Source organism: Bradyrhizobium sp. SZCCHNR1051, from assembly GCF_032489615.1.
Taxonomy (GTDB): Bacteria; Pseudomonadota; Alphaproteobacteria; order Rhizobiales; family Xanthobacteraceae; genus Bradyrhizobium.
Genome location: NZ_JAUEYJ010000036.1, coordinates 16904 through 41508, shown reverse-complemented (window position 1 = coordinate 41508; position 24605 = coordinate 16904). Strand labels below are relative to the sequence as shown.

Annotated in this window: 16 protein-coding genes; 9 read left to right on the top strand and 7 right to left on the bottom strand. The window is 64.6% G+C overall.

The window, feature by feature from the left end:
- Positions 1 to 546: 546 nt before the first annotated feature.
- Positions 547 to 1803: an aminopeptidase gene (locus QW868_RS31895; RefSeq protein ID WP_315734857.1), complete on the top strand. Its 1257-nt coding sequence runs from the start codon at positions 547 to 549 to the stop codon at positions 1801 to 1803.
- Between the two features lie 87 nt (positions 1804 to 1890).
- On the opposite strand, the gene QW868_RS31890 is transcribed toward QW868_RS31895, so the two are convergent.
- Positions 1891 to 2355 (bottom strand): DUF4399 domain-containing protein, encoded by a 465-nt coding sequence (locus tag QW868_RS31890; RefSeq protein WP_316232406.1) that lies wholly within the window; start codon positions 2353 to 2355, stop codon positions 1891 to 1893.
- Positions 2356 to 2682: 327 nt separating this feature from the next.
- On the opposite strand from QW868_RS31890, the gene QW868_RS31885 reads away from it, so the two are divergent.
- Positions 2683 to 3135: a cupin domain-containing protein gene (locus tag QW868_RS31885; protein ID WP_316232405.1), complete on the top strand. Its 453-nt coding sequence runs from the start codon at positions 2683 to 2685 to the stop codon at positions 3133 to 3135.
- On the opposite strand, the gene QW868_RS31880 is transcribed toward QW868_RS31885, so the two are convergent.
- Positions 3132 to 3950: an MBL fold metallo-hydrolase gene (locus QW868_RS31880; RefSeq protein WP_316232404.1), complete on the bottom strand. Its 819-nt coding sequence runs from the start codon at positions 3948 to 3950 to the stop codon at positions 3132 to 3134. The two genes, QW868_RS31885 and QW868_RS31880, sit on opposite strands and share 4 nt — an antisense overlap.
- A gap of 110 nt (positions 3951 to 4060) precedes the next feature.
- Between QW868_RS31880 and QW868_RS31875 the strand changes: the two genes are divergently transcribed.
- The gene (locus QW868_RS31875) at positions 4061 to 4966 is read left to right on the top strand and encodes an alpha/beta hydrolase (RefSeq protein WP_316232403.1); all 906 of its coding nucleotides are present in this window, start codon (positions 4061 to 4063) and stop codon (positions 4964 to 4966) included.
- A 5-nt stretch (positions 4967 to 4971) separates the two neighbouring features.
- On the opposite strand, the gene QW868_RS31870 is transcribed toward QW868_RS31875, so the two are convergent.
- The 3 genes from QW868_RS31870 to QW868_RS31860 all read right to left on the bottom strand — a co-directional run bounded on the left by QW868_RS31870 (position 4972) and on the right by QW868_RS31860 (position 8203).
- A complete protein-coding gene (locus QW868_RS31870; RefSeq protein WP_316232402.1) occupies positions 4972 to 6498 on the bottom strand; it encodes a permease in 1527 nt (508 codons plus the stop codon).
- On the bottom strand, positions 6495 to 7244 hold the full coding sequence (locus QW868_RS31865) for an ABC transporter ATP-binding protein (RefSeq protein ID WP_315783831.1): 750 nt from the start codon (positions 7242 to 7244) through the stop codon (positions 6495 to 6497). Before QW868_RS31865 ends, QW868_RS31870 begins: the two co-directional genes overlap by 4 nt.
- A 197-nt stretch (positions 7245 to 7441) precedes the next feature.
- On the bottom strand, positions 7442 to 8203 hold the full coding sequence (locus QW868_RS31860) for a transglutaminase-like cysteine peptidase (protein WP_316232401.1): 762 nt from the start codon (positions 8201 to 8203) through the stop codon (positions 7442 to 7444).
- Positions 8204 to 8809: 606 nt separating this feature from the next.
- On the opposite strand from QW868_RS31860, the gene QW868_RS31855 reads away from it, so the two are divergent.
- On the top strand, positions 8810 to 15106 hold the full coding sequence (locus tag QW868_RS31855; RefSeq protein ID WP_316232400.1) for a VCBS domain-containing protein: 6297 nt from the start codon (positions 8810 to 8812) through the stop codon (positions 15104 to 15106).
- 107 nt (positions 15107 to 15213) lie between these two features.
- Positions 15214 to 17448, top strand: coding sequence for an adenylate/guanylate cyclase domain-containing protein (locus tag QW868_RS31850; RefSeq protein ID WP_316232399.1), 2235 nt, complete (start codon positions 15214 to 15216; stop codon positions 17446 to 17448).
- An 81-nt stretch (positions 17449 to 17529) separates the two neighbouring features.
- Here QW868_RS31850 and QW868_RS31845 read toward each other — a convergent pair whose 3' ends face one another.
- Complete coding sequence (locus tag QW868_RS31845) at positions 17530 to 17886, bottom strand: hypothetical protein (protein WP_315734834.1); 357 nt, start codon at positions 17884 to 17886, stop codon at positions 17530 to 17532.
- A gap of 81 nt (positions 17887 to 17967) precedes the next feature.
- Between QW868_RS31845 and QW868_RS31840 the strand changes: the two genes are divergently transcribed.
- A complete protein-coding gene (locus QW868_RS31840) occupies positions 17968 to 18999 on the top strand; it encodes a hypothetical protein (RefSeq protein WP_315734832.1) in 1032 nt (343 codons plus the stop codon).
- An 85-nt stretch (positions 19000 to 19084) separates the two neighbouring features.
- On the opposite strand, the gene QW868_RS31835 is transcribed toward QW868_RS31840, so the two are convergent.
- Positions 19085 to 20680, bottom strand: coding sequence for an ABC transporter substrate-binding protein (locus QW868_RS31835; RefSeq protein WP_316232398.1), 1596 nt, complete (start codon positions 20678 to 20680; stop codon positions 19085 to 19087).
- A 218-nt stretch (positions 20681 to 20898) separates the two neighbouring features.
- Between QW868_RS31835 and QW868_RS31830 the strand changes: the two genes are divergently transcribed.
- The 3 genes from QW868_RS31830 (at position 20899) to QW868_RS31820 (ending at position 24601) form a co-directional block, all read left to right on the top strand.
- Positions 20899 to 22548, top strand: coding sequence for an ABC transporter substrate-binding protein (locus tag QW868_RS31830; RefSeq protein WP_410051341.1), 1650 nt, complete (start codon positions 20899 to 20901; stop codon positions 22546 to 22548).
- 192 nt (positions 22549 to 22740) lie between these two features.
- The gene (locus tag QW868_RS31825; RefSeq protein ID WP_316232397.1) at positions 22741 to 23694 is read left to right on the top strand and encodes an ABC transporter permease; all 954 of its coding nucleotides are present in this window, start codon (positions 22741 to 22743) and stop codon (positions 23692 to 23694) included.
- 28 nt (positions 23695 to 23722) lie between these two features.
- Positions 23723 to 24601 carry an ABC transporter permease gene (locus QW868_RS31820; RefSeq protein WP_316232396.1) on the top strand — a complete coding sequence of 293 codons (879 nt, stop codon included), beginning with the start codon at positions 23723 to 23725 and terminating at the stop codon, positions 24599 to 24601.
- Positions 24602 to 24605: the final 4 nt, after the last annotated feature.

Sequence of the window (24605 nt, the reverse complement as noted above, 5' to 3'; positions counted from 1 at the left end):
CCCGCGTTGACCGTTTCTTTCGAATGCCCATCGCAACCTCCTCATCGAGTGTTGCGACGACCAATTGAATCCACCGGATCGTCCGGCTGGACCTGTGGTACCTGCCGCCTGCATTTTTTGAGCAGGCGGGCCACGGGCCTCAGTCGAGGTCCGGCCTTCCCTGCACCCTCGCTTTGGAGAGGGTGACTGCAAGAGCAATACTCGGACGCGAAAGCGGGTGCGAGGATGAGCTGCCACGCCGGCAAACTTCGTGGCCATCCCGCGCAGCGATGACGCAGTGATAAGGTGACAGGCCCACCGAATACTCCCGTGTCGTCCCCGCGAAAGCGGGAACCCATAAACACCGAAGCCTGCGCTGGACCGAGCTGGAGCCACAGCCGCGCATCATCACAGACGCCGCGGAGTATGGATCCCGGCGTTCGCCGGGAAGAAAGCGGAGGATACGGCGAGCGATGACAACGCGGCACGGAAGCCCCTTTCCCATTGACCCCCTTCTCGATTGGCCTATCTCTTCAACACCGCAAAGAAACGGAACTGGATACCCTGATGACCGCACATCCGCGCAACTTCGATGCCGCCATCGATCCCGTCAAGCTCGACCGCCTGGCCGAGGTGGCGGTGAAGGTTGGCCTGCAATTGCAGCCGGGTCAGGATCTGCTGCTGACCGCGCCGTCGGTGGCGCTGCCGCTGGTGCGCAAGGTCGCCGAGCACGCCTACAAGGCCGGTGCGGGAATCGTGACCTCGTTCTTCTCCGACGAGGAGCTGACCTTGGCGCGCTACCGTTTCGGTCATGACAACAGCTTCGATCGCGCCGCCGACTGGCTCTACCAGGGCATGGCCAAGGCATTCTCTGAGAATACGGCGCGGCTCGCCATCGTCGGCGACAATCCGATGCTGCTGTCGGGACAGGATCCGGCCAAGGTGGCACGTGCCAGCAAGGCGAACTCCAAGGCCTACCAGCCGGCGCTGGAGAAGATCACCAATTTCGAGACCAACTGGAACATCATCGCCTATCCGAGCCCGTCCTGGGCCAAGCTGGTTTTCCCGGACGTGCCAGAGGAGGTCGCGGTGGCGAAGCTCGCCGATGCGATCTTCGCCGCGTCGCGCGTCGACCGCGAGGATGCCGTGTCCGCCTGGGAGCGCCACAACGCGGTGCTGCGCGAGCGCACCGGGTGGCTCAACGGCCAGCGCTTCAGCGCGCTGCATTACACCGGACCCGGCATGGACCTGACGATCGGTCTCGCCGACGACCACGAATGGGAGGGCGGCGCCTCGACCGCCAAGAACGGCATCACCTGCAATGCCAACATTCCGACCGAGGAAGTGTTCACGACGCCGCATTGCCGCCGTGTGTCGGGTCACGTCGTCAGCTCCAAGCCGCTGTCCTATCAGGGCACGCTGATCGACAACATCCAGGTCAGGTTCGAGGAGGGCCGCATCGTCGAGGCCAGGGCCTCGAAGGGCGAGGAGGTCCTGAACAAGGTGCTCGACACCGACGAGGGCGCACGCCGGCTTGGCGAGGTCGCGCTGGTGCCGCACTCCTCGCCGATCTCCAAGAGCGGCCTGTTGTTCTACAACACGCTGTTCGACGAGAACGCCGCCTCGCACATCGCGCTCGGCCAGTGCTACTCGAAATGCTTCATCAACGGCACCTCGCTGTCGCCGGAGCAGATCGCCGCCCAGGGCGGCAACCGAAGCCTGATCCACATCGACTGGATGATCGGCGCGGCCGACACCGACATCGACGGCCTCCATGAAGATGGCCGTCGCGTGCCGGTGTTCCGCAAGGGCGAGTGGGCCTGATGCATGACGGGCCGGCGTCACGCGTGCACCGGCCCGAAACGAGCCGCGAGCGATGCTCGCGGCGGTGTCGTCGTCGGCCGAACGTGCCTACTGCTTGGCGCTGCCGGTGGTGGCCTGCACGTCGATCGTGATCCGCTCCGACATGACCGGCTTGTTGTGCGGGATGTGGCTCCAGTCGCCGAGCACGAGCTGCAAGGTGTGCTTGCCCGGCGTGAGATTGACCGAGGCTTCGGTCTGGCCCTTGCCGAAATGCACGTGGCCGGCATCGACCGGGATCGCCTCGTTGAGCGAGTCGCCCTCGAGCGCGGGCGCGTCGATCAGCAGGTGGTGGTGGCCGGTGTTGGGGGCCTCGGTGCCGGACGGGGCAACGCCCATGCCGGACAGGCCGAAGCGGATCAGGACCGGCGAGGAGACGGTGTCGCCGTCCTTCAGGTTGATGAAGTAGGCCTTGGCGTTGTCGGGGGCGGGCGTTTCGCCCGCCAAGACGAGGCGGCTGGTTGCAAGGGTGGCGGCGGACAGCGTGAGGGCGAGTGCGAGGCTCAGTCGGCGCATCCTGGGAAATCCTTATCTCTGCGAAGGCGGCAAATCTTTAAAGGCGATGGCACAACTCAGGATGGGCAGGGCGACCAGAGGGAAGCCTGTCCGCATCTTGCAGTGCGGTCAAACAGTAGATCAGCAGGTTTGGCGAGGCCGCGAACAAATTGCGGCGTTCGCGTGGAGTTTATAGCGCTTGCGTGTTTGTGATGCGACGGCTGGTCGCGGCGATCGGTTCAAATCTTAACGACTTCGGAAAGCAGCCATTAGGTGCAATCGGCTACGGTCGCGGGCTCACGCCGCCGTTCAGCCGGTCATTTCAATCCGATGCATTTGAGGTCCAAGATGTCCCCGTCCTTGATCGAAACCGCCAATCTCGCCGTCGACCTGGCGCCCGCTCCGATCGAGCCGTCCTGGATCATCGAGGGCAGTCCGACCGCGACCTCCTGCACCATCGCGCGCAGCAGCGACGGGCTGGGCTCGACCATCGTCTGGCATTGCACCGAGGGCAAGTTCAACTGGTACTACGATTTCGATGAGACGATCCTGATCCTCGAAGGCGCGATCGTGCTGGAGAGCGACGGCATGCCGGCGAAGCGCTATGGGCCGGGCGACGTGATCTTCTTCCGCGACGGCGCCCATGCCAAATGGCATGTCGAGGGCCACGTCAAGAAGCTCGCCTTCTGCCTGAAGACGCAGCCCTACCTGCTCGGCCTCGCGGTGCGCGTGATCAACAAGCTCAAGCGCATGTTCCTGACGCCGGAAGGCCGCCGCGGCACCAGCCTCGCGGGCGCTTAGACCCCGTCGAGGATGATCACGGTCGGGACCTGTGGCAGCAGCTCGCGCGACATCTTCAAGCTGCGCTCGGCGCGGCGGTCGATCTCGAACTGCTGGCCGATCTTGCGCATGAACTCGTCGAGCGGCGTCGCGAAGCGGTGCATCGGCAGCACCACGGAGGCGCGCAGCCGCTTGGTGATCTCCGAGATGCCGTCGAGCGACATCGTGTAGGTGCCGTCGATCGGCACCATCACCACGTCGAGCCGGCCGATCGCGGCGAAATGCGTCTCGTCCAGCTTGACGTGCAAATGGCCGAGATGGCCGATGCACAGGCCGGCGACCTCGAAGATGAAGATCGAGTTGCCGTCCTTGATCATGTCGGCGCCGATGGAATCGCTGAAGTAGCGGCGGATGTCGGTGGTGATGTTGCGGATCAGCACGTCGCCGATCCGCTCGAAGATCTGGGCCGGCTTGCCGTCGTCGCCCCAGCCGCGCAGCACGTGTGGGATGCGCGGATCGGGCGCCAGCGTGTAATGCGTCGAATGCGCCCGGTTCATGGTGATCACGTCGGGCAGACGTCCGACTTGATAAGCGCCGCTGTAGTCGGTGGCGATGCGGATGCCCATCGGGGTGTCGATGAAGTAGGTCGAGTGGCCGGCATAGGTGATCGTCACCTCGTTGCCGGCCGCCGCCGCCCGGCGCAAGCTGACAGGCGTGGCGCGCGGCGGGGCGCTGGCCATCGCCAGGCACTCGCTGGTGCGCGGCCCCGATTGCGCCACAGCGGGCGATGCGAACGAGACCAGGACGGCAAGCAGCGAGACCAGCGGGCGCAGCATGGCGGTTCCTCTTCAACAGCGCGTGTGAGTGTAGCGAGGAATCCGGATCAGAACTATCCTCGGCGCGACGTCCGGCTGGACAGGGCGGCGCAACGTTGCGGGAGCATGGCATGACGGATCGGGTGTTGGGGCCGCTGCGGGAGATCGATGCAGGCGTGCTCCGCATCGCCTATGTCGAGAGCGGGCCGGCCGACGGCCCCGTCGTCATCCTGCTGCACGGCTATCCCTACGACATCCACTCCTACGTCGAGGTCGCGCCGCGCCTTGCAGCTCATGGCTGCCGCGTCATCGTCCCCTATGTGCGCGGCTATGGCCCGACGCGGTTCCGCGACGCATCGACGCCGCGCTCGGGGCAGCAGGCTGCGATTGGCGCCGACCTGATCGCGCTGATGGATGCGCTGGCGGCCCCGCGCGCGGTGTTCGCCGGCTATGATTGGGGGGGCCGCGCGGCTTGCGTCGGCGCGGCGCTGTGGCCCGAGCGCTGTACGGGCCTGGTCTCCGTGAACGGCTATCTGATCCAGGACATTGCGCGGGCATTGGAGCCGGCGCCGGTGCCGCGCGAGTTCGCGTTCTGGTATCAGTGGTACTTCCAGACCGAGCGCGGCCGCGCCGGGCTTGCCGCCAACCGCGCCGAGATCGCCCGGCTGTTGTGGCAGCAATGGTCGCCGCACTGGCGCTTCGACGACGCGACCTTCGCGCGCGCGGCGGAGGCGTTCGACAATCCCGATCACGTCGACGTCGTGATCCACAGCTATCGCCATCGCTACGGGCTGGCCGATGGGGATCCGCGCTATCAGGAGCTGGAGCGGCGATTGGCGAGCCAGCCCGTCATCACCGTGCCCACGATCACGCTCGATGGCGACGCCGACGGCGTGATCCCGGCAACGGACGGTCAGGCGCATGCTGCGAAGTTCAGCAACCGGATCGGCCATCGCGTGATCGCGCGGGCCGGCCACAATTTGCCGCAGGAAGAGCCGGCGGCGTTCGCCGCCGCCGTGATGGAGGTGCTGCGCTGAACGCTTCAGGTTCGTGCCGGCCTCAGCTTCCAGGCTGCGAGCAAGAGGCTCGCGGTCATCAGGCCGCAGACGATGGCAGCCTCGGGCAGCGCGAGCGCCAGTGCAGCGGTCGCCGCCCAGCCGATCGAGGAGAACGCCTCGGCAAAGGTCGCCAGCCGCGACGAGGTCTGGCGGCGGCGGAACTGGCTGCGCCGCGCCTGGATCCGGAACCAGAGCTGGATGGCCGTGGAGGAGACGGTCGCGACCAGAACGGCAACGGCCGTGATCACCGCCTGCGCCGGCGCGACCCAGCCGAGCGCGAGCACGAGAGGCGCGAAGATCACCGCGATCGTGATCAGCACGACCTCGACCTTGGCGCGCACGATGCGCGTCGCCGGCAGCGGCGCCGTCGCCACCAGTTCGGGCGCGTCCTCGCCGGAGATGGTGAGCCAGGCGAGGCCGCCTGCGAGCTGGCCAGCCGCCATCACGACGACCGGCGTGATCAGGAACACCGCCTGCGAGCTGTCGGAGTAGCTGCGCCACAGCAGCAGCGCCGGAGGCAGCAGATAGAGCAGTTGCATCAGCGTCTGCGAGATCAGCCAGGGATCGCGCCGCAGGAGCATGAACTCCTTGCGCCGCAGCGCCTGCTGCTGCGAGCCGCCCCGAAACGACCTGACGCGTGCGCCGGCGCGGCTGGAGATGCCCTGGGCCGCGGCGCTGATCGCGGTGTCGGCGAAGCGCGGCGAGAACACCATCATGACGACGCCGAGCAACAGCAGGCCCGCGGCCAGCAGGATCAGCAGCGCCTGGCCGTCGCCGAGCGCCGCGCGGGCCGGCAGCCAAAGGATGCTGTCGGGATCGGGCGCGATGGCGGCCGCCGCATCCGAGGTGAGCACGGCGAAGCGCGACAGCGTGCCGTAGGACACGATCGCGGCGATCTGCAGCACGATGACGAAGCCGGCGCCGATCACGGCGGCCAGGATCTGGGCGACCAGCCGCGTTCGCGCCGGGCCGATCAGGCGGAACAGGACGATCGTGATGGCAATGGCGATCGCCGCCGCCGACAGGCCGACGGCCGCGACCACGACGAACGCCGCGAGCCAGCGTGCGCCGCCCTCGATCAGCAGCACGTTGACGAAGGGCGTCGCGAGCAGCAGCGCCATGCTGGTCACGGAGAGCGCGATCGCCGCGATCCGGACCGAAAAGATCTCGGCCAGCCGCACCGGCGACGACATGATGAGATCGAGGTCGGCGCGCGCGTAGAACACGCGGGTGACGGATTCGATCGCCTGCGACAGCATCAGCGCCCAGGACAGCATGATGGTCGCGGTGATGACGATCAGCGCGGTCTTGTCGAGCGGCAGCTCGAGATCGGCGTAGCGACCGACCACGACCCAGGCCGGCAGATGCATCAGGGCGCCGAACAGCACGAGACCGATGACGGCGGCCCGCGTGCGGCGGCGCCTGCCGGCCGTGATCATGCCGAGCCATTCCCGCCAGGCGAGCCTGAGCTCGTGACGGGCGAACCAGGCGAGCGTCGCCGCCCGCGTCATGCCGCGGACTCGACGTCGACCAGCGCGATGAACAGCTCCTCCAGGCTGGTGTCGGTGCGTCCGTTCTGCTGGCGCAGCTCGGCCAGCGTGCCTTCGGCGACGACGCGCCCGGCGGCGATCACGCCGATCCGGTCGGCCATGCGCTCGGCGACCTCGAGGATGTGCGTGGTCATGATCACCGTGCCGCCGCGGCGGACGCGCTCGGCGAGCAGGCCCTTGACGTGCCGCGCCGACACCGCGTCCAGGCCCGTCAGCGGCTCGTCCAGGATGATCAGCCGCGGGTCGTGGATCAGCGCGCCGGCGAGCGCGACCTTCTGGCGCATGCCCTTGGAAAAGCCTTCGCAGCGCTCGTGCAGATGCGGCTCCAGCCCGAGCGAGGCCAGAAGTTCGGTTGCCGCGTTACTCGAGGTCGCGGGATCGATGCCCCACAGTCCGGCGACGAACTCGAGATATTCGAGCGGCGTGAGCTTGTCGTAGATCATGGGCTCGTCGGAGACCCAGGCCATCACCTGCTTGGCCGCGATCGGGTCGCGCAGCGCATCGATGCCGAAGATCTCGATCCGCCCGGCATCCGGGCGCAGCAGGCCCGCGACCATGCGCAGCGTCGTCGTCTTGCCGGCGCCGTTCGGGCCGACCAGTGCATAGAATTCGCCCGAGCGCACCACGAGGTCGAGTGCATCGACCGCTGGCCGTTCGAAACACTTCGTCAATCCTCGCACGGCGAGGGCGGGGCTGCCTGGGGTCATGACGGCACTATCGCCTCGATCGGTTCGCGTCTGCAATGTGGATGCAACTCGTTGCGGCGCGGTGAACGAGCCGCCGCATCGCGTCCTTCGGTGCCGGCCGGTTCCGTCGGCGCACCGTCCGCATTCCTGCCGTGCTCGTCCCGCGAACTCCCGGCCACGTCTCAAGTTGTGGGCGCGCGGCAACGATGCGGCGATCGTCAATGGTTCACGGAAGCCGTCCCCTCAGGCGACAGCGCTCGGACCTCCGCCATCAGGGGCAAGGCCTGATACCGGGAGATTCCTGTCTCGTCGATCACGAACAACGGCCGCACCTGCCGCGCATCGCTGTCCTGGATCATCGCCATGCGCTGATTGTCGAGCATGAGCCAATGCCCGTCGAGGCGCGCCGCCGCGACGGCATGATCCTCGCCCCGGACGACATCGTGCAGGATCACGATCCGCAGATCGTCGGAGGCAATGCCAGCCATCCGAAGTGCGACGAACTTGGCGATCGCGTAGTCCTCGCAGTCGCCGGCACGGCGTTCGAACGTAGCGAGAGGGGAGGCCCACACGTCCACCTGGCCATATTGAGCGAGATCACTGGCCGGCCGGATGGTCAGATTGACCGCGCGATTGATCTCGCCGAGCCTGGCCCGTCCCGCGCGGATACGGCCCTGATCGATGATCGCCAGCAGGCTGAGGGCGGCGGGGGAGACGCAGCGCTCGCGGTCGCCGTCGCACAGCGCAAGCTGCACGCGCTCGTCTTCGAGCTTGCGCGCGAGCGTCAACCACTTGTCGCGCAACGCGCCGGCCTCCAGGCCGCCCCGCGGGAGGCCGAATGGTTCCGCCGTATCCTCGATGGCGGTTGCAAGCTCCAATGGCTGCGCGACAGGACCGGCGCTCGCTGGGCTGCCGATCCATATGGCGGCGCTGGCGGCCGCGGCCGCCAGCGATGCGCGCATCAGCGCGAGAAAATTCATGTGACGCCCCGTGCCCGGATCTCGGCCGGCGCGACGCAGCGCCTGACGGAACCGGATGCTTGTTGGGGGTCAGCATGGGTGCGGAGGCTTGGCCTCTGCTTAAAACCGGCAATCCGGCGACCAAATCGCAGGATTTACGCTGAACGTTGTGTTGCTCCGATGCGACAAATCCTAGCGAAAGCTGAGCGAGGGTCGCGAAGGTCAGGAGGGTTCGCGGTGAAGTTGTGCTTCGAACTCAGCCGCAGCTCCTGCCAAATTGATGCAATTCGTCGATTCTTGTTCTCCCACCCGCAGTCCTCCACTTGAAATCCGTTGTCAGGGGTAAGCCGGTGCGGATGTTGATGTCGGCAAAGGTATTTGATGGTCTATGAATACTTACAATTACTTTGGCTTTCTGAAGCGAGGTGAATTTTGACTTGGCATGTCTCGGCCGGGGCCAGCTTTAAAGAGGGCAGAAACTCGACAACATCGTAGCGATCCCGCGGAAGCCGCCGTTTTTGGCCACCTGAAGCACAAGCTGAAGGTGGTTCCGCCAGACACTTGCCAGTGATATGCACGCCTTGAACACTCATTCTTATGTATTCATTAACCATAGTCGGTGGCCCCGTGAATTACGCTGGCAATTCTGACGCCGCGCTTTTCTCCGAAGGCCGGGGCGCCTCCTCGCATGGCCACGTGCGGCTGGAGGCCCCGCATGCCCATGCGCCGACGGACGCCATCGTCGTTCCGGACGCGCATTTTCTGTTCAATGCCGATTTCAAGCGGTCTGGCCTCGACCTGATCCTCTCGTCCGATGGGCGCGAGATGGTGCTGCCGGACTATTTCAAGGGCGAGAAACGCGCGCCGCTGGCCTCGCCGGACGGCGCGCATCTGACCGGCGACCTCGTCAATGCGCTCTCCGGCGCGGTGCAGGTCAGCCAAGCCGGGGCGGCTGCGAGCGTGAGCAAGGTCATCGGCCATGTGACCAAGCTGCAGGGCACCGCGACCGTCATCCGCAACGGCGTTTCGATCCTCCTTCACAACGGCGACAACGTCGAGAAGGGCGACGTGGTCCAGTCCGGCTCGGATTCGACGCTCGGCATCACCTTCATCGACGGCACCGTGTTCGGCCTGTCGTCCAATGCGCGGATGGTGCTGAATGAAATGGTGTACGACCCCAACGGGTCGAACAATTCCTCGCTGATCAGCCTCGTTGCCGGCACGATCTCGTTCGTGGCCGGCGAGACCGCCAAGCACGGCGACATGAAGGTCGACACGCCCGTGGCGACCATGGGCATTCGCGGCACCGCCGTGCTGGTCGAGATCGACTTCACGGTGCCGGGGCAGGGCGGTCTGCCCGATGCCAAGTTCCAGGTGCTGGTCGAGCCCGATGGCCGCACCGGCTCCTACGTGCTGTTCGACAAGACGACGCTGCAGCCGATCGCTGTGGTGAATCAGGCCGGACAGCAGATCCAGATCAGCAACGGAATCGTGAATCAGAGCGCTGTGCCGCTCACGCCGGACATCCAGAAGCTCATCAACGACGTCTTCACGCTGAAGTTCACCGACAACACCAATCCGAAGTCGACAACCCATTTCACCGACATCGGGGTGCCGCAGACGCTGACGCCGTTGACCTTGCCCAATGGCACCAGCGCGACGCCGACCTATCAGGTGACCGACAATACGGGCTCGACACCCACGACGAGCTCGACGTCCGAGCAGCTGTCGCACATTCCGGGTGCGCCGGAGGTCAGGATTCTCGACGCCGGCGGCCGGCTGACCACGACCTTCGGTCTGGCCGAGCGGACCGGTCAGACGGGCAACGGCGCCGACCTCGACACCGTCCTCACCCGCGTCAATTTCCTCGACGTCAATAACATCGACCGGCCGACGGTCTCGGTGAGCTTCAAGTCCTATGCGTTCAAGAGCGCGCAGCAGGCCGACGTCACGGCATCGCTGAACGCCCTGCAGTTGCAGGATGTCATGGCGACGGCCGTGAAGATCACGGTGGTGCCGGATCCGACCAACAAGAATTTCGGCTCGGCAATGCTGAGCTACAGTGTTCCCGACAACTACTTCGACTTTCTGGCCGCGGGCGAGATGCTGACGTTGACCTACGTCGTGCGCGTCGACAACAATTTCGCGCCGTCGAACGAGTTTACCGAGGTGCCGATCACGATCACGGTGACCGGCACCAACGACAAGCCCGAGATCACGGCGAACGTCCCGACCATCGCGTTCGAGGGCGGCACCAGCGTGCCCGGCGGGCCGCTCACCTCCGAGGACCCGACCTCCGGCACGCTGACGTTCAAGGATGTCGACCTCACCGACACCCATAGCGTGTCGGCCAAGCTGACCGGCGCGGTTCTTGAAGGCGGCGGCAGCATTCCGCCGGCGCCACTGGCGCTGTTCGAGCAGGCGCTGACGGCATCCCTGGCCTCCGACAGCACCGGCAGCGGCACCGGCAAGGTCAACTGGAGCTTCGCCAACCTACCGGTCTATGTCGCCGATTTCATTCCCGCGGGTCAGAAGGTGACGCTCACCTACACGGTGACCGTGACGGACTCGCATGGCGCGACGTCGACCCAGACGATCACGGTGACGATCACCGGCACCGACGATCCGGCCGTGGTCTGGATCGCCACGACCCAGCCCGGCGAAAGCAGCGGCGGCCAGGTTCATTTGTGGAGCGACGGCGCGAACTGGGCAACCGGCCTGGCTCCGACCACCGATGATGACGTCATCATCATCACCGATCAGCTGCACGGCCTGACGCCGGCCTTTCCGGTCACGATCGATGACGACGCCTACGCCTACGCCAAATCGGTCACGCTGAATGATTTCGGCGGCGGCGCCGTTCCGGAGCTCGACAATAACGGCACGCTGACGATCAGCGGCGCACTGACGGCCAAGGCCGACTCGCGCATCTACAACTTCTCGGGTGCGACGATCACCGTCGGCGGCTCGGCGCAGATTCTCGAGCAAAGCGAGCTGCACAATGCCGGCACCGTGCTGCTGGCTGGCGGCGGCGTCTTCGGGGCGAACGCCGGCATCGTCAACACCGGAATGATCGAGCTGTCCGGCGGCACGCTGACCGTGCATGGTGACGTTGCGAACGCCGATGAAGACAGCTCCGGTCTCATCGAGGTCGACCTCGGCGCGACGCTGACTCTGGATGGCGGCAGCATCGATGGCGGCGCCATCGTCATCCAGGGCGCGCCGATCGTTCAGAACTTCGGAACGTTGGAGAGCGGCGGGGAGACACCACAACCTGCCAACGGCCTGCTCGTTCTGAAGGGCGGAGCCGCGATCAGTGATGGCGAGCTGAAAAATTTTGGCTCGATCGAGGTCTCCGGCAGCGGCAACACCCTCTCGGACGAAGCCGTCACGAATGCCGGCCTGATCGATGTCGAGGCCGATGGTGAGCTTACGCTAAACGGCGGCACCAGCATCGATAATGCGGGTGGCAATATCACGGTCGAGGGCTCCGCGACCCTGACGCTATCGCATGCGGATATTACTGGCGGCACGCTGACCAACGAGTCCGGCGGAACGATAGCCCTGACCGGCCACGCCACGCTGAGCGGCGGCACGCTCGACAATTTCGAGACGATCGCCGTGTCCGGCAGCGGCAACGCGTTCGAAGACGAGACGATCACGAATGCGAACGCTGCCGCGATCACCATTGCGCTGAGCGGTGCACTCTCGCTGAGCGGCACGAGTATCGCAGGCGGCGCTGTCAGCAACGAAGGGACGATCTCCGTCGACGGCGACAGCACGATCGAGGGCAGCGCCGTCGCCGGCGGTACGCTGCTGATCGGCGAGACCGGCGCGTTCGCGGAGATCACGGCCATCCTGACGGTCCAGGGCAGCGCGTCATTGACCGACGTCGATATCGTCATCGGCGACGGCTCGATGCTTCAGGTCGCTGCAGAGGAGAGCGCAACACTGATCGGCGTCAGCGTCGACAACGGCGGCACTGTCCAGGTGGACGGCGGCGCGCTGCTGCTGATCGAGGACAGCACGATCACCGGCGGCGATCTCGTCAACCACGGCATCGTGCATGTCGAGACCGCGGCTGCGACCACCTTCGACAACGTTACCATCGATAACACGGACGGTCAGATCATCATCGATGAGGATGGTGAGATGCCGGTGGAATCGATCCTGGTGCTCGACGGGAGCACGACGCTCACCGGCGGCACGTTGGAAATTCGGAGCGTCGGCACGCTGGAGATCGCCGGCAACGATGTGACCCTGTCCGGAATGGACGTCTGGAATTTCGGCGTCTGCACCGTCGACCTCGGTGCGATCCTCGACCTTGCCGATACCAAGGTGAGTCATGACGGCACGCTCTACATCTACGGCACGATCTCCGCGAGCGGGCTGAGCGGCATCGGCGGAACGATCTTCAACTATGGCACGATCGAGATCACGGCGGGCAAGTTCGAGATCGCCGGCGACGTCGAAGGCTCCGGGATAATCAAGGTCGATGCCGGCGCAACGCTGACGGTCGATGGTCACGTGGACCAGACGATCGACTTCGGCAGCGAGGGGAGCAGCGAACTCGTCATCGATGATGCCGGCTTCTCCGCCAAGATCGCCGGCCTCGGCGTCGACGACAAGATCGATCTGCAGACGATCAAGTGGAGCGAGGCGACAACGGCGTCTTACGATGCCGAGACGGGCGTGCTCACCGTCATCGACGGCGAAGGGCACAGCATTGCCCTGACGCTCGAAGGCGACTTCAGCGACTTGCATTTCGCGGGCAGCAATGACGGGCATGACGGAACGCTGATCACGCTGACGGCCGAAGACACGGCGCCTGTGATCGCGGATTCCGGCCGGCCCGGCACAATCACCGAAGCGGCCGCGCAAACAGGGTCGTCCGATCAGCACAGCGTCGCCGGCAGCGTCAAGTTCACCGATGTCGACCTGACCGATCGGCCAACCGCATCGATCGGGGCGCAGAGCGTGACTTGGACTGCGGCCGATCAGCAGAAAGATTTGTCGAGTCAGCTGACGCCGGACCAGATCGCAGCGCTGGAACAGGCGCTGCACTTGAGCCAGGGCGGCAACGCCAACAATGGCAAGGTCGACTGGACTTATGCCATCACCGACGGCTCGCTCGATTTCCTCGGCGCCGGCCAGACCGTCACGGTCACCACCACGGTGACGCTCGACGACCATCAGGGCAAGAGCGCGACCTCGACGATCGTCGTCAACATCACCGGGACCAACGACCTGCCGGTCGTGACGAGCGAGGTGCAGTCGGCCGAAATCGCCGAGCGCGCGGCGATGTCCGGCTCGGATCTGCTCGACACTGTAAGCGGCACGATCGCTTTCGAGGATGCGGACATCACCGATGCGCATGTCTTGAAGGTGACCGGCGTCGCGACCTCCGGCAACGACCACGGGCTGCCGTCGGATCTGTCCGTGCTCAAGAGCTGGCTGTCGCTCGGCTCGCTCACAGAATCCGGCAGTGGTGCGGGATCGCAGGCCTGGACCTTCGCTGCCAATGACAAGGTGTTCGACTATCTCGGTGTCGACGAGCATGTCACGCTGACCTACACGGTCGCGATCGACGACGGTCACGGCGTCGTGGTCGATGTGCCCGTCACCATCACGGTCAACGGCGCAGAGGATGCGCCCGTCATCACAGGTGAAACGAACCCGACGGTCCAGACCGTTATCCTGGCCGAGCAGGCGAGGGTGCTCGCAAGCACCGCCAGCACCAATGCCGAGGGCCTGCCGACCGAAACGTTCGATCGCGTGTCGGCCGGCAACATCTCCGATAACGGGCGCGGCCATGGCAGCTTCTACAGCCAGGCGCTGCACGCGACGTTCACGGCCAGCGGCAATGCGGGGATCGTGCACGGCTCCTCGCCGGTGTCGGCAGCGCCCTACATGGTCGACGGTGTGGACAAGACCAACTATCTCAGCATCGGCAGCCACGCCCAGGAGACCATCACCTTCGACAGCGTCAAGAACAGCTTCGGGCTGTATTGGGGCTCGGTCGACAGCTACAACAGCATCTCCTTCTACAACGGCAACAAGCTGGTCGCCTCCTACTCGGGCAGCGACGTCGCGCCGCTGCTCGCCAATGGCGGACAGACTTCGCTGGCCTCGAACGGCTATGTCGAGTTCCTCGGCCTGTCCCCGTTCAACAAGGTGGTGCTTGCCAGCAGCCAGAATGCGTTCGAGCTCGACAACGTCTCGGCGGGCTACATCCCGGATCAGCCGGTGAAATTGGCGAGCGGCATGTCCGGCACCTTGACGGTGCTCGACGGGGATGTCGGCGACACGCTGACCGCTTCGGTGGTCGAAAATGGCGTGATCAAATACAATGGCTCTCTGAGCCTGCCTTCGAATGCCCACGTCCAGGCGCTGGCCGATGCCCACGCGATCACCTTCGACAGCACGAGCTCCGATGGCGGCTCCGATGTCCTGCACTGGACATATCATCCGGCCGACGTGAACCTGGATTTCCTCAATTCCGGCGACACGCTGACCATCACCTATCAGGCGAAGGTCAGCGACGGCCACGGCGGCACGGCGACCAAGGCACTGACCGTCACCTTGGCGGGCAATGGTGCATCGACGGTCAACGGCACGGACCAGAGCGACAATTTCGTCAATGTCGGCGGTGGCGTGACGATCTTCGGCAAGGACGGCAACGACACCTTCGTCTTCAACCCGCATTTCGGCAGCGCCACGATCGGCGATTTCAACGTCAACAAGGACATCGTCGAGATCGATCACTCGCTGTTCGCCAGCGTCGCTGCGCTCGTGGCCTCGGCGCAGTCCGCCAATGGCGGCCACGACACGATCATCACCGACGCAGCCCACGATACGCTCACCCTCAAGGGGGTGACGCTTGAGCAGTTCAAGGCGCATCACGACGGTTTTCACCTCGTCTGAGCCCGCGCGTCCGCCGCGCGATGCGGACGGCGGCGTCGCCGAGCGGAACGCGGTCCGGATAACCGGACGACTCGGATCGCCGGCTTCGGCGTGATATCGGATGCTGCATGAAACGATTGAGAGCAGTACCTCGGTGGTTCGCGCGCAAGTTCGGCTATGCGCGCATGATCTGCCTGCTGCTGCTGATCGGCTTCGCGGCGCTACGCGTCGCAGACCCTGCCCTGGTGCAGGAGCTGCGCGTCCGGACCTTCGATAATTTCCAGGTGCTGAGTCCGCGGATCAAGACGCTGCGGCCGGTGACCATCGTCGATATCGACGAGAAGAGTCTCGCGAATCCCAAGCTCGGTCAGTGGCCCTGGCCGCGCACGCGGATCGCCGAGATCATCGACACTCTGACCCGACTCGGCGCCGTGGTAATTGCCTTCGACGTCGTGTTTGCCGAGCCGGACCGGCTCAATCCCGGGCTCGCGGCCGAGACTTTTTCAAATCTCGACGAGCCGACGCGCGAGAAGCTGAGGATATTGCCATCCAATGACCAGGTGCTCGCCGACGCGCTGAAGCGGTCGCGCGTAGTGCTCGGCGAATCCGGTGGTCCTGAGGCTCGTGCAGGCCTCGACAAGACTTTGCCTGTGACAGGCATCGCGACGCTGGGCCACAGCCAGGATGCAACGCCATTCATGTGGAATTTTCCCGGGCTGCTGCGCAACGTCCCCGTGATCGAGCATGCGGCCGCTGGTCGCGGCCTGTTCACCATCAAACCGGAGCGCGATGGCATCATTCGCCGGGTGCCGATGATCATGCTGGCTCAGGGGGATATCATGCCTTCCCTGAGCTTCGAGATGCTGCGGGTCGCGACCCGCACGGATACGATTCGGATCAGGACTGACAAGAGTGGCATCATCGGTCTTGGTCTGGGTGCTGTACAGATTCCGACCGACGCGAATGGGCAGCTCTGGCTGCACTATGCCGAGAGTGACCCATCGATCTACGTGTCGGCCATTGACGTTCTGGAGGGTCGGGTGCCGCCGGAGAAGATCGCCGGCAAACTGGTGCTGATCGGGCCATCGGCCACCGGCCTGAACGACATCAAGACCACGCCGATTTCTCCGGCCATGCCGGGCGTTGAGGTGCATGCTCAGGTGCTCGAGAGTGCTCTGACCGGTGCGATTCTGACGCCGCCCTATTGGGGACTCCCGGCCGAGTTCTTCGGTGCGCTCCTTCTCGGCCTGCTCGTGATCGTCTTCGCGCCGCAACTCGGCGCCGTCGCTCTAGTGGTGGTCGGGGCGCTGTTCGCGGCCGCTCTGCTCGGGATTTCCTGGTACTTCTACACCCAGCATCGGCTGCTGATCGACTTCACCTATCCGATGCTGTCGACGACGGCGATCTATCTGACGCTGATCTTCGCTAACTTCGTCCGCGAGCAGAACCAGCGTCGGCAGATGCGCTCGGTGTTCGGACAATATCTGTCGCCGGTGCTGGTCGAGCAGCTTGCCCAATCACCGCCGACGCTGGGCGGCGAGGAGCGCGAGATCACGGTGATGTTCTCGGACGTGCGCGGCTTCACCACGATCTCGGAGAGCTACAAGCACGATCCGCAGGGCCTGACACAGCTGATGAACCGCTTCCTCACGCCGCTGACCAACGCGATCATCGCTCGCAAGGGCTATGTCGACAAATACATGGGCGACGCCATCATGGCGTTCTGGAACGCGCCGCTCGCCGACAAGGATCATCAGATAAATGCCTGCGAAGCGGCGCTCGACATGCTCGAGCGGATCGATCAGGTGAACGGCGAACGCGAGCAGGAGGCCGAGCATGGCGGCCACGTCTACATTCCGCTCAAGGTCGGAATCGGCCTCAACACCGGCATCGGCGTGGTCGGCAACATGGGCTCCGACCTGAAGTTCAACTATTCGGCGCTTGGCGACAGCGTAAACCTCGCCTCGCGCCTGGAGGGCCAGACCAAGGAGTACGGCTTTCCGATCATCGTCGGCTCGGCGACTGCGATGGCCGTGAAGGACCAGTTCGCGATTCTCGAGCTCGACTTCATCATGGTCAAGGGTAAGACCGAGCCGGAGGTGATCTACGCCATCGCCGGCCGCGAGGACGTGATGTATTCCGAGCGCTTCCAGTTGCTCCGCAACCTCACCATCGAGATGCTGGCGAGCTATCGCAGCCGCGATTGGGAAGGGGCGCTGGCCGCGATCGAGCGCGGCCGCAAGAGCGACCAGGGACAAGACTTGGCCAAGCTCTATGATCTCTATGACGCACGCATCCGCAACTATCAGGTCAATCCGCCGCCCGAGGATTGGAACGGGGCGTACGCACTGCTGACGAAGTAGCCGGTGCCCCGTTCCCGAGTTCGCATCATATCGCGGCGGCCTCGTTTGCCAGGTTCGGTGCCCGCGCGATGAGTATGCTCATCACTTGCAGACCACATAAGCCGAATAGGGCGGGCAACGCTTGCTGCGCTCTTCCGTGCCGGGGACGGGGCGGGTGGAATGCCGTGGCGGGAGGCTTCGCTTGGCACGCGGCAGCTTGCCCGCATCGTGCTTCGATGACGATGGGACGAAGCGGGTTCCAGGCCCATTGGATGATGTCTGGGCGTCCACCGCCGCGAGCTTGCCGATGAATGCGAGCGACAGGATGACGAGCTTGACCGAACGATAGCGCGCTCCAGTCTGCGGGACTGGTACAAGGATAGCGCAATCGAGCAGGCGTCGAGCGCATTGCGTTTGTTGCGAGGTTGCAACAGGGGGATAAGAAGCAACTTGTGTCATGTGACGTCGATTGCATGAATCTGCGCGAACTTGTAGCATGTCTCTACCGAAGATAGAAAGTGCTGCAGATGGGGGGCATCGATGCAGTCTTCTGAGGACAGGAGTGCGGCTGGTTTGACGCAGGGCAGGCCGGCACGGGGTGCGATCAAGCGTTTCACTCTACCAGTTGCGGGCAGCCTCATCGCTGCTGTGGCTTGTGTGCTCGGGGCCGGCGCGGTGTCGGCCGCGGATCTCCCGGTCAAGGCGCCGCCTCCGCCGGTCTCGCTGTGGGAGTTCGAGGTCGGCGCCCGCTATTTCTACAGTTCGGGCCGCACCCGCTACACGTTGGGCGATCCTTTCGTCGCTGGCCAAACCAATTCTCTGCTGACCTACAAGAATCTCAACAGCCATGCCGGCGAGGGGTTCGCCAGGGCCGATCACAGTCTGGGTTTCTTCGCCAAGGGCTTTGCGGGCGGTGGCAACATCTTCAGCGGCAGGCTCAACGACGAAGACTTCCCGCCAGCCGTCATTCCGTACTCGAATACGGACAGCAGCGTGAACAGCGGCAGGCTTTGGTACGGCACGATCGACGCCGGCTACAATTTCTGGAGAGGGCCGGCGTTCAAGGTTGGCGGCTTCATCGGCTACAACCATTTCTACGAAACCGTCAACGCATACGGATGTATCCAGGTCGCGACCAATCCGTTTATCTGTGGTCTCGATCCTGTTGCGGGGGGCGTGCTGGTGCTCAGCAAGACCGAGAACTGGGATTCGCTCCGTGTGGGTTTGAACGGCGTCTTCAAGCTCGGCCAGAACTGGAACGTCACCCTCGATGGCGCCGTTCTGCCCTATGTCCGGCTGAGCGGATTCGACAATCACTGGCTGCGGCCCGACATCAATCCGCTTCCGCAATCTGGAAATGGCTGGGGCTACCAGCTCGAGGGCATTGTGTCATACGACGTGACGAGAAATTTCAGCGTCGGCGTCGGTGGCCGCTATTGGTACGCCCGGACGACCAGTGGGACCACCCAATTTCCTGGAGTCCCGGGGTCGCCCACGACCTTCAGCTACGAGCGGTACGGCGGCTTTCTCCAGGCCTCCTACAAATTTGACTCGGGCGCCTTCGGGAAATGAAATATTGGCTATCGTGCTGAAGAGGAAGCCCGGCAAAACGCCGGGCTTCTTGCTTTGCGAGCGCGACAGCAGCCGGCCCGGTCAGTTATTCCGCTCCGATCGTCGTCAGGTCCTGGAACCAGTGTTGCGCCTGCACGAACTTCTTGACCTTCGGCGCTAGCGCGTGCGGGTTGGTGTCGTGCACGACCCAGACCAGCACCGCATCGTCGACCACAGCCGCATGCGCCTGCGCGATCAACTCGTCCTGCTTGGCCGGATCGAACGTCTGCTTGGCTTCAGCAATCAGCGCATCGACCTTGGGGTTCTTGTAGCCGCCCCAGTTGACGCCAACGGGCGCGATCTGGTCGGAGGCGAAGAAGCGGACGATCGCGTAGAGCGGGTCCGATGTGACATAGGCGATGTTGTTGGCGGTGATGCCGGCGTTCATCTCGTCGGCCGCGCCCTTGCGCCAATGCGTGTACAGCGTCTCCAACTCGACGACCTTGAAGTCGATGTCGATGCCGATCTCCTTGAAGCTCTGCTGCAGATATTCGTTCATCGGCAGCGACAGCATCTGGCCGGTGCCACCCTGCGCGATGATGAAGGTCGTCTTCAGCGGCTTGGCTGGCGAATAGCCGGCCTCCTCGACCAGCTTCTTGGCGGCGGCGACATCATATTTCAGCTCGAAGCTCGGCTTGCCGAACCACGGGCTCGACGGGTCGACCTGGCCTTTCGCCGGCTTGGCGAGACCGTTCATCAAACCCACGACCTCGTCGCGGTTGATCGCGAGGTTGAGCGCCTTGCGCAGGCGGATATCGGTCCAGGGCGATCCCGGCAGCACGCTGAGATGGTAGTTCCAGACATGAGGCGTGACATTGTCGACGAGCTTCATGCCGGCCGCCTTGAGCTGCGGCACGGCGTCCGGCGCCGGCGTCTCGATCAGGTCGACCTGGCCGGCGAGCAGCGCATTGGTGCGGGTCAGCGCTTCCGGCATCGGCACCAGCACCAGCTTGTCCGTCTTTGGCAGCCGGTCCTTGTTCCAATATTCGGAATTCTTCGTGAGCTCGGCGAGTTCGCGCGGCACCAGCTTGGTCAGCTTGAACGGGCCGGTGCCGGAGGGCTGGCTGGCGAACTTGTCCCAGTCCTTGCCGAGCTTCTCATACTGCGCCGGGCTCGAAATCAGGAACCACAGCATCTGATAGGGAAAGAACGAGTCGACCGTCTTGGTGGTGATCTCGACCGTGGAGTCGTCGATCTTGGCGTAGCTCGCCACCGACGGAAGGCGCGTCTTGACCTGCGCGCTCTGCCGCTTGTCGAACTGCGGTGCCTTATCGTTGAGCACCTTGTCCAGATTCCAGATCACAGCATCGGCATTGAAGTCGCTGCCGTCGTGGAACTTGACGCCCTTGCGCAGGGTGAAGCGCCACTTGGTCTTGTCGGCGTCATCGACCTTCCACTCGCTGGCGAGGCCCGGGATCAGCTTGCCGGGCTTGTCGGCTGTGCTCATGTCCCACGCGACCAGCGGATCATAGATCGTATAGCCGGTAAACTGATAGGCGCCGGCGCCGCGATCGGGCTGGCCGGTCGTCAGCGGGATGTCGGCCATCGAGATGCCGTAGCGTAGAACGGTTTCGGCCCGCGCCGCGCCGGCCGAGAGGCCGAGCACAAGCGCGGTGGCAAGCAGTGAGTTGAGGATACGCATGCGGGTCAAGCTCCGTGGCAATCGGATCAATTCGATCCGCGAAACCTGCAATCCGGGTGCCAAGCCCCGGTCGTGATCATTTGAGTACAAACGGTTGTGACCTCGCGTCGCAGGGCCGTGCGCGAAGGCACCGCTGGCATAGCCGTTGCATAACGATGCACAGAATTTAGCCAGCTTGATCGGAGATGTTGATCGTGCTTTCGCGTATTGCGACCTCAATGAAGGAACGTGCGGCTGTTGCGGCTGCAATGATGACGACGGTCTCGGTCCTCGCGCTGCCGGCGCAAGCCTGCGCGGAATCCGTGCTGCGCATCGGCATGACTGCCGCAGACATTCCGCGCACGCTCGGCCAGCCCGATCAAGGCTTCGAGGGTAACCGCTTCACCGGCCTCACCATGTATGACGCGTTGACGGCGTGGGACCTGTCGTCGGCGGACAAGCCGAGCGTCGTCATTCCCGGCCTTGCTACCGAATGGAAGGTCGACGACGCCGATAAGACCAAATGGACGTTCAAGCTGCGTCCCGGCGTCACCTTCCATGACGGCGCGCCATTCAATGCCGATGCCGTGGTGTGGAACGTCGAGAAGGTGCTGAAGCAGGACGCGCCGCAATTCGATCCGAGCCAGGTCGGCGTCACCGCCTCGCGCATGCCGACGCTGGCGTCGGCGCACAAGATCGACGACCTCACGGTCGAGCTGACGACGAAGGAGCCGGACAGCTTCCTGCCGATCAACCTCACCAACCTGTTCATGGCGAGCCCGACGAAGTGGCAGAAGCTCTATGAGGCCGCGACCGGCGCCGACGACAAGGCGAAGTCGCAAGCCGCCTGGGCCGCCTTCGCCAAGGACGCCTCTGGCACCGGCCCATGGAAGATGACCAAGTTCACGCCGCGCGAGCGGCTGGAGCTGTCGAAGAACGACGCCTATTGGGACAACGCGCGCGTGCCGAAGTCCGACAAGATGATCCTGCTGCCGATGCCGGAAGCCAATGCGCGCACCGCGGCGCTGCTGTCGGGTCAGGTCGACTGGGTCGAGGCGCCGGCGCCGGATGCGCTGCCCGAGATCAAGCAGCGTGGCTTCAAGCTTTACGCCAACGAGCAGCCGCATGTCTGGCCCTGGCAGTTCTCGCGCGTCGACGGCTCGCCGTGGAACGACATCCGCGTTCGCAAGGCCGCCAATCTCTGCGTCGATCGCGAGGGCCTGCGCGACGGACTGCTCGCTGGCCTGATGGTGCCCGCGACCGGCACCTTCGAGAAGGGCCATCCCTGGCGCGGCAACGTCACCTTCGAGATCAAGTACGACAAGGCGGCCGCGCAGAAGCTGATGCAGGAGGCCGGCTACGGTCCGAACAAGAAGCTCGAGGTCAAGACGCAGACTTCGGCGTCGGGATCGGGCCAGATGCAGCCGCTGCCGATGAACGAATATCTGCAGCAGGCACTGGCCGAGTGCTATTTCGACGTCAAGCTCGACGTCATCGAGTGGAACACGCTGTTCACCAACTGGCGCCGCGGCGCCAAGGATCCGTCCGCCAACGGCGCCAACGCCACCAACGTCACCTACGCAGCGATGGACCCCTTCTTTGCGCTGGTGCGCTTCCTGCAGTCCTCGATGGCGCCGCCGGTCTCGAACAATTGGGGCTTCATCAACAATCCGAAGTTCGACGAGCTGGTGAAGAAGGCGCGCCAGACCTTCGACCCCGCCGAGCGCGACAAGGCGCTCGCCGAGCTGCATGCGGCCTCGGTCGACGACGCGGCGTTCCTCTACGTCGCCCACGACGTCGGCCCGCGCGCGATGAGCCCGAAGGTCAAGGGGGTGGTGCAGCCGAAGAGCTGGTTCATCGACTTCTCGCCGATCTCGGTGGAGCCGTGATCTTGATAGAGGGGTAGTCTCTGCACGTGCGCCGTTGCGCTCCCTCCCCCCTTGTGGGGGAGGGGCGGGGAGGGGGGCCTCCGGCGGCAGTCTTCGCGTGGACCCCCACCCCCGACCCCTCCCCGCAAGGGGGAGGGGAGTTTTCCATCACCACCTTCTCCCGTATGGGTGAAGGAAGAAACCAGGTGACTCGTGCTCTCTTATGCTGCCAGGCGGATGGTCTATGCGATTCCGATCATCATCGGCGTCGCGCTCGTCTGCTTCATGCTCGTTCACATCACGCCCGGTGATCCCCTGGTCGCGGTGCTGCCAGCCGACGCGTCGCAGGAGCTCGCGCAGCAGCTCCGCGTCGCCTATGGCTTCGACAAGCCGCTGCCGGTGCAGTTCGGATTGTGGCTGTGGCGCGCGGTCAATGGCGACCTCGGCAACTCCATCGCCACCGGCCGTCCCGTGCTCGCCGAGGTGCTGCGCGCGGTCTCCAACACCGTGACGCTCGCAATCGCCGCCGCCATCATCGGCTTCTCGCTCGGCCTGTTCTTCGGCCTCGTCGCCGGTTATTTCCGCGATAGTTGGATCGACAAGGTCGCGACCTCGATCGCGATCGCCGGCGTCTCGGTGCCGCATTACTGGCTCGGCATGGTCCTGGTGATCATCTTCTCGGTCGAGCTGAACTGGCTGCCCGCGGTGGGCGCGGGTCCGTCCGGCTCGGGCGCGTGGTCATGGGACTGGGCGCATATCCGCTTCCTCATATTGCCGGCGATCACCACGTCGGTGATCCCGATGGGCATCATCACCCGCACCGTGCGCGCGCTGACGGGCGACATCCTGAGCCAGGATTTCGTCGAGGCGCTGCGCGCCAAGGGGCTGCGCGAGACCCATGTGTTCCGCCATGTGCTGAAGAATGCCGCACCGACGGCGCTGGCGATCATGGGGCTGCAGCTCGGCTACATGCTCGGCGGCTCGATCCTGATCGAGACCGTGTTCTCCTGGCCCGGCTCTGGGCTGTTGTTGAACTCGGCGATCTTCCAGCGCGATCTGCCGCTCTTGCAGGGCACGATCCTGGTGCTCGCGATGTTCTTCGTCATCCTCAACCTCGTGGTCGACATCGCGCAGGCCGCGATCGATCCGCGCATCAAGCGAGGCTAGTGCGGTGAGCGTCAGTCCCACGAGCACGATGAACGACGCCTCTCTGCAGGCCGCGTCGGTGGCGAACGCGCGCGGCTATTGGGCGACGGTCGGCCGCCGCATCGTCAGGGACAAGGTCAGCATGGTCTGCGTCGCGGTCCTGATGCTGATCTTTCTGTCGGCGCTGCTCGCGCCCTATCTGCATTTGGCCGATCCCTATCAGGGCTCGATGATCCGCCGCCTGCGCCACATCGGCACGCCGAGCTATCCGCTCGGCACCGACGAGCTCGGACGCGACATGCTGGCGCGGCTGATCTATGGCGGCCGGCTGTCGCTGCTGATCGGCATCTCGCCGGTGATCCTCGCCTTCGGCATCGGCACGCTGCTCGGCCTCGTCGCCGGCTATGTCGGCGGCTGGGTCAACACCGCGATCATGCGCACCATCGACGTGTTCTACGCCTTCCCCTCGGTGCTGCTGGCGATCGCGATCTCGGGCGCGCTCGGCGCCGGCATCACCAACTCCATCGTCTCCTTGACCATCGTGTTCGTGCCGCAGATCACCCGCGTCGCCGAGAGCGTCACCACGGGTGTGCGCAACCGCGATTTCGTCGAGGCGGCGCGGGCCTCCGGTGCCTCATCGTTCACGATCATGCGCGCGCACATGCTCGGCAACGTGCTCGGGCCGATCTTCGTCTACGCCACCGGCCTGATCTCGGTATCGATGATCCTCGCTGCGGGCCTCTCGTTCCTTGGTCTCGGCACCAAGCCGCCGGAGCCGGAATGGGGCCTGATGCTGAACACGCTCCGCACCGCGATCTACGTCAATCCGTGGGTGGCGGCGCTGCCGGGCGTGATGATTTTTGCTGTCTCCATCTGCTTCAACCTGCTCAGCGACGGCCTGCGCAGCGCCATGGACATCCGGAGCTGATGAT

What these genes read in the sequence shown, in the direction of transcription:
- QW868_RS31895 (WP_315734857.1), top strand. Translation starts at nt 547, where the DNA reads ATGACCGCACATCCGCGCAACTTCGATGCCGCCATCGATCCCGTCAAG.
- QW868_RS31890 (WP_316232406.1), bottom strand. Translation starts at nt 2,355, where the DNA reads ATGCGCCGACTGAGCCTCGCACTCGCCCTCACGCTGTCCGCCGCCACC.
- QW868_RS31885 (WP_316232405.1), top strand. Translation starts at nt 2,683, where the DNA reads ATGTCCCCGTCCTTGATCGAAACCGCCAATCTCGCCGTCGACCTGGCG.
- QW868_RS31880 (WP_316232404.1), bottom strand. Translation starts at nt 3,950, where the DNA reads ATGCTGCGCCCGCTGGTCTCGCTGCTTGCCGTCCTGGTCTCGTTCGCA.
- QW868_RS31875 (WP_316232403.1), top strand. Translation starts at nt 4,061, where the DNA reads ATGACGGATCGGGTGTTGGGGCCGCTGCGGGAGATCGATGCAGGCGTG.
- QW868_RS31870 (WP_316232402.1), bottom strand. Translation starts at nt 6,498, where the DNA reads ATGACGCGGGCGGCGACGCTCGCCTGGTTCGCCCGTCACGAGCTCAGG.
- QW868_RS31865 (WP_315783831.1), bottom strand. Translation starts at nt 7,244, where the DNA reads ATGACCCCAGGCAGCCCCGCCCTCGCCGTGCGAGGATTGACGAAGTGT.
- QW868_RS31860 (WP_316232401.1), bottom strand. Translation starts at nt 8,203, where the DNA reads ATGAATTTTCTCGCGCTGATGCGCGCATCGCTGGCGGCCGCGGCCGCC.
- QW868_RS31850 (WP_316232399.1), top strand. Translation starts at nt 15,214, where the DNA reads ATGAAACGATTGAGAGCAGTACCTCGGTGGTTCGCGCGCAAGTTCGGC.
- QW868_RS31845 (WP_315734834.1), bottom strand. Translation starts at nt 17,886, where the DNA reads ATGACACAAGTTGCTTCTTATCCCCCTGTTGCAACCTCGCAACAAACG.
- QW868_RS31840 (WP_315734832.1), top strand. Translation starts at nt 17,968, where the DNA reads ATGCAGTCTTCTGAGGACAGGAGTGCGGCTGGTTTGACGCAGGGCAGG.
- QW868_RS31835 (WP_316232398.1), bottom strand. Translation starts at nt 20,680, where the DNA reads ATGCGTATCCTCAACTCACTGCTTGCCACCGCGCTTGTGCTCGGCCTC.
- QW868_RS31830 (WP_410051341.1), top strand. Translation starts at nt 20,899, where the DNA reads ATGAAGGAACGTGCGGCTGTTGCGGCTGCAATGATGACGACGGTCTCG.
- QW868_RS31820 (WP_316232396.1), top strand. Translation starts at nt 23,723, where the DNA reads ATGAACGACGCCTCTCTGCAGGCCGCGTCGGTGGCGAACGCGCGCGGC.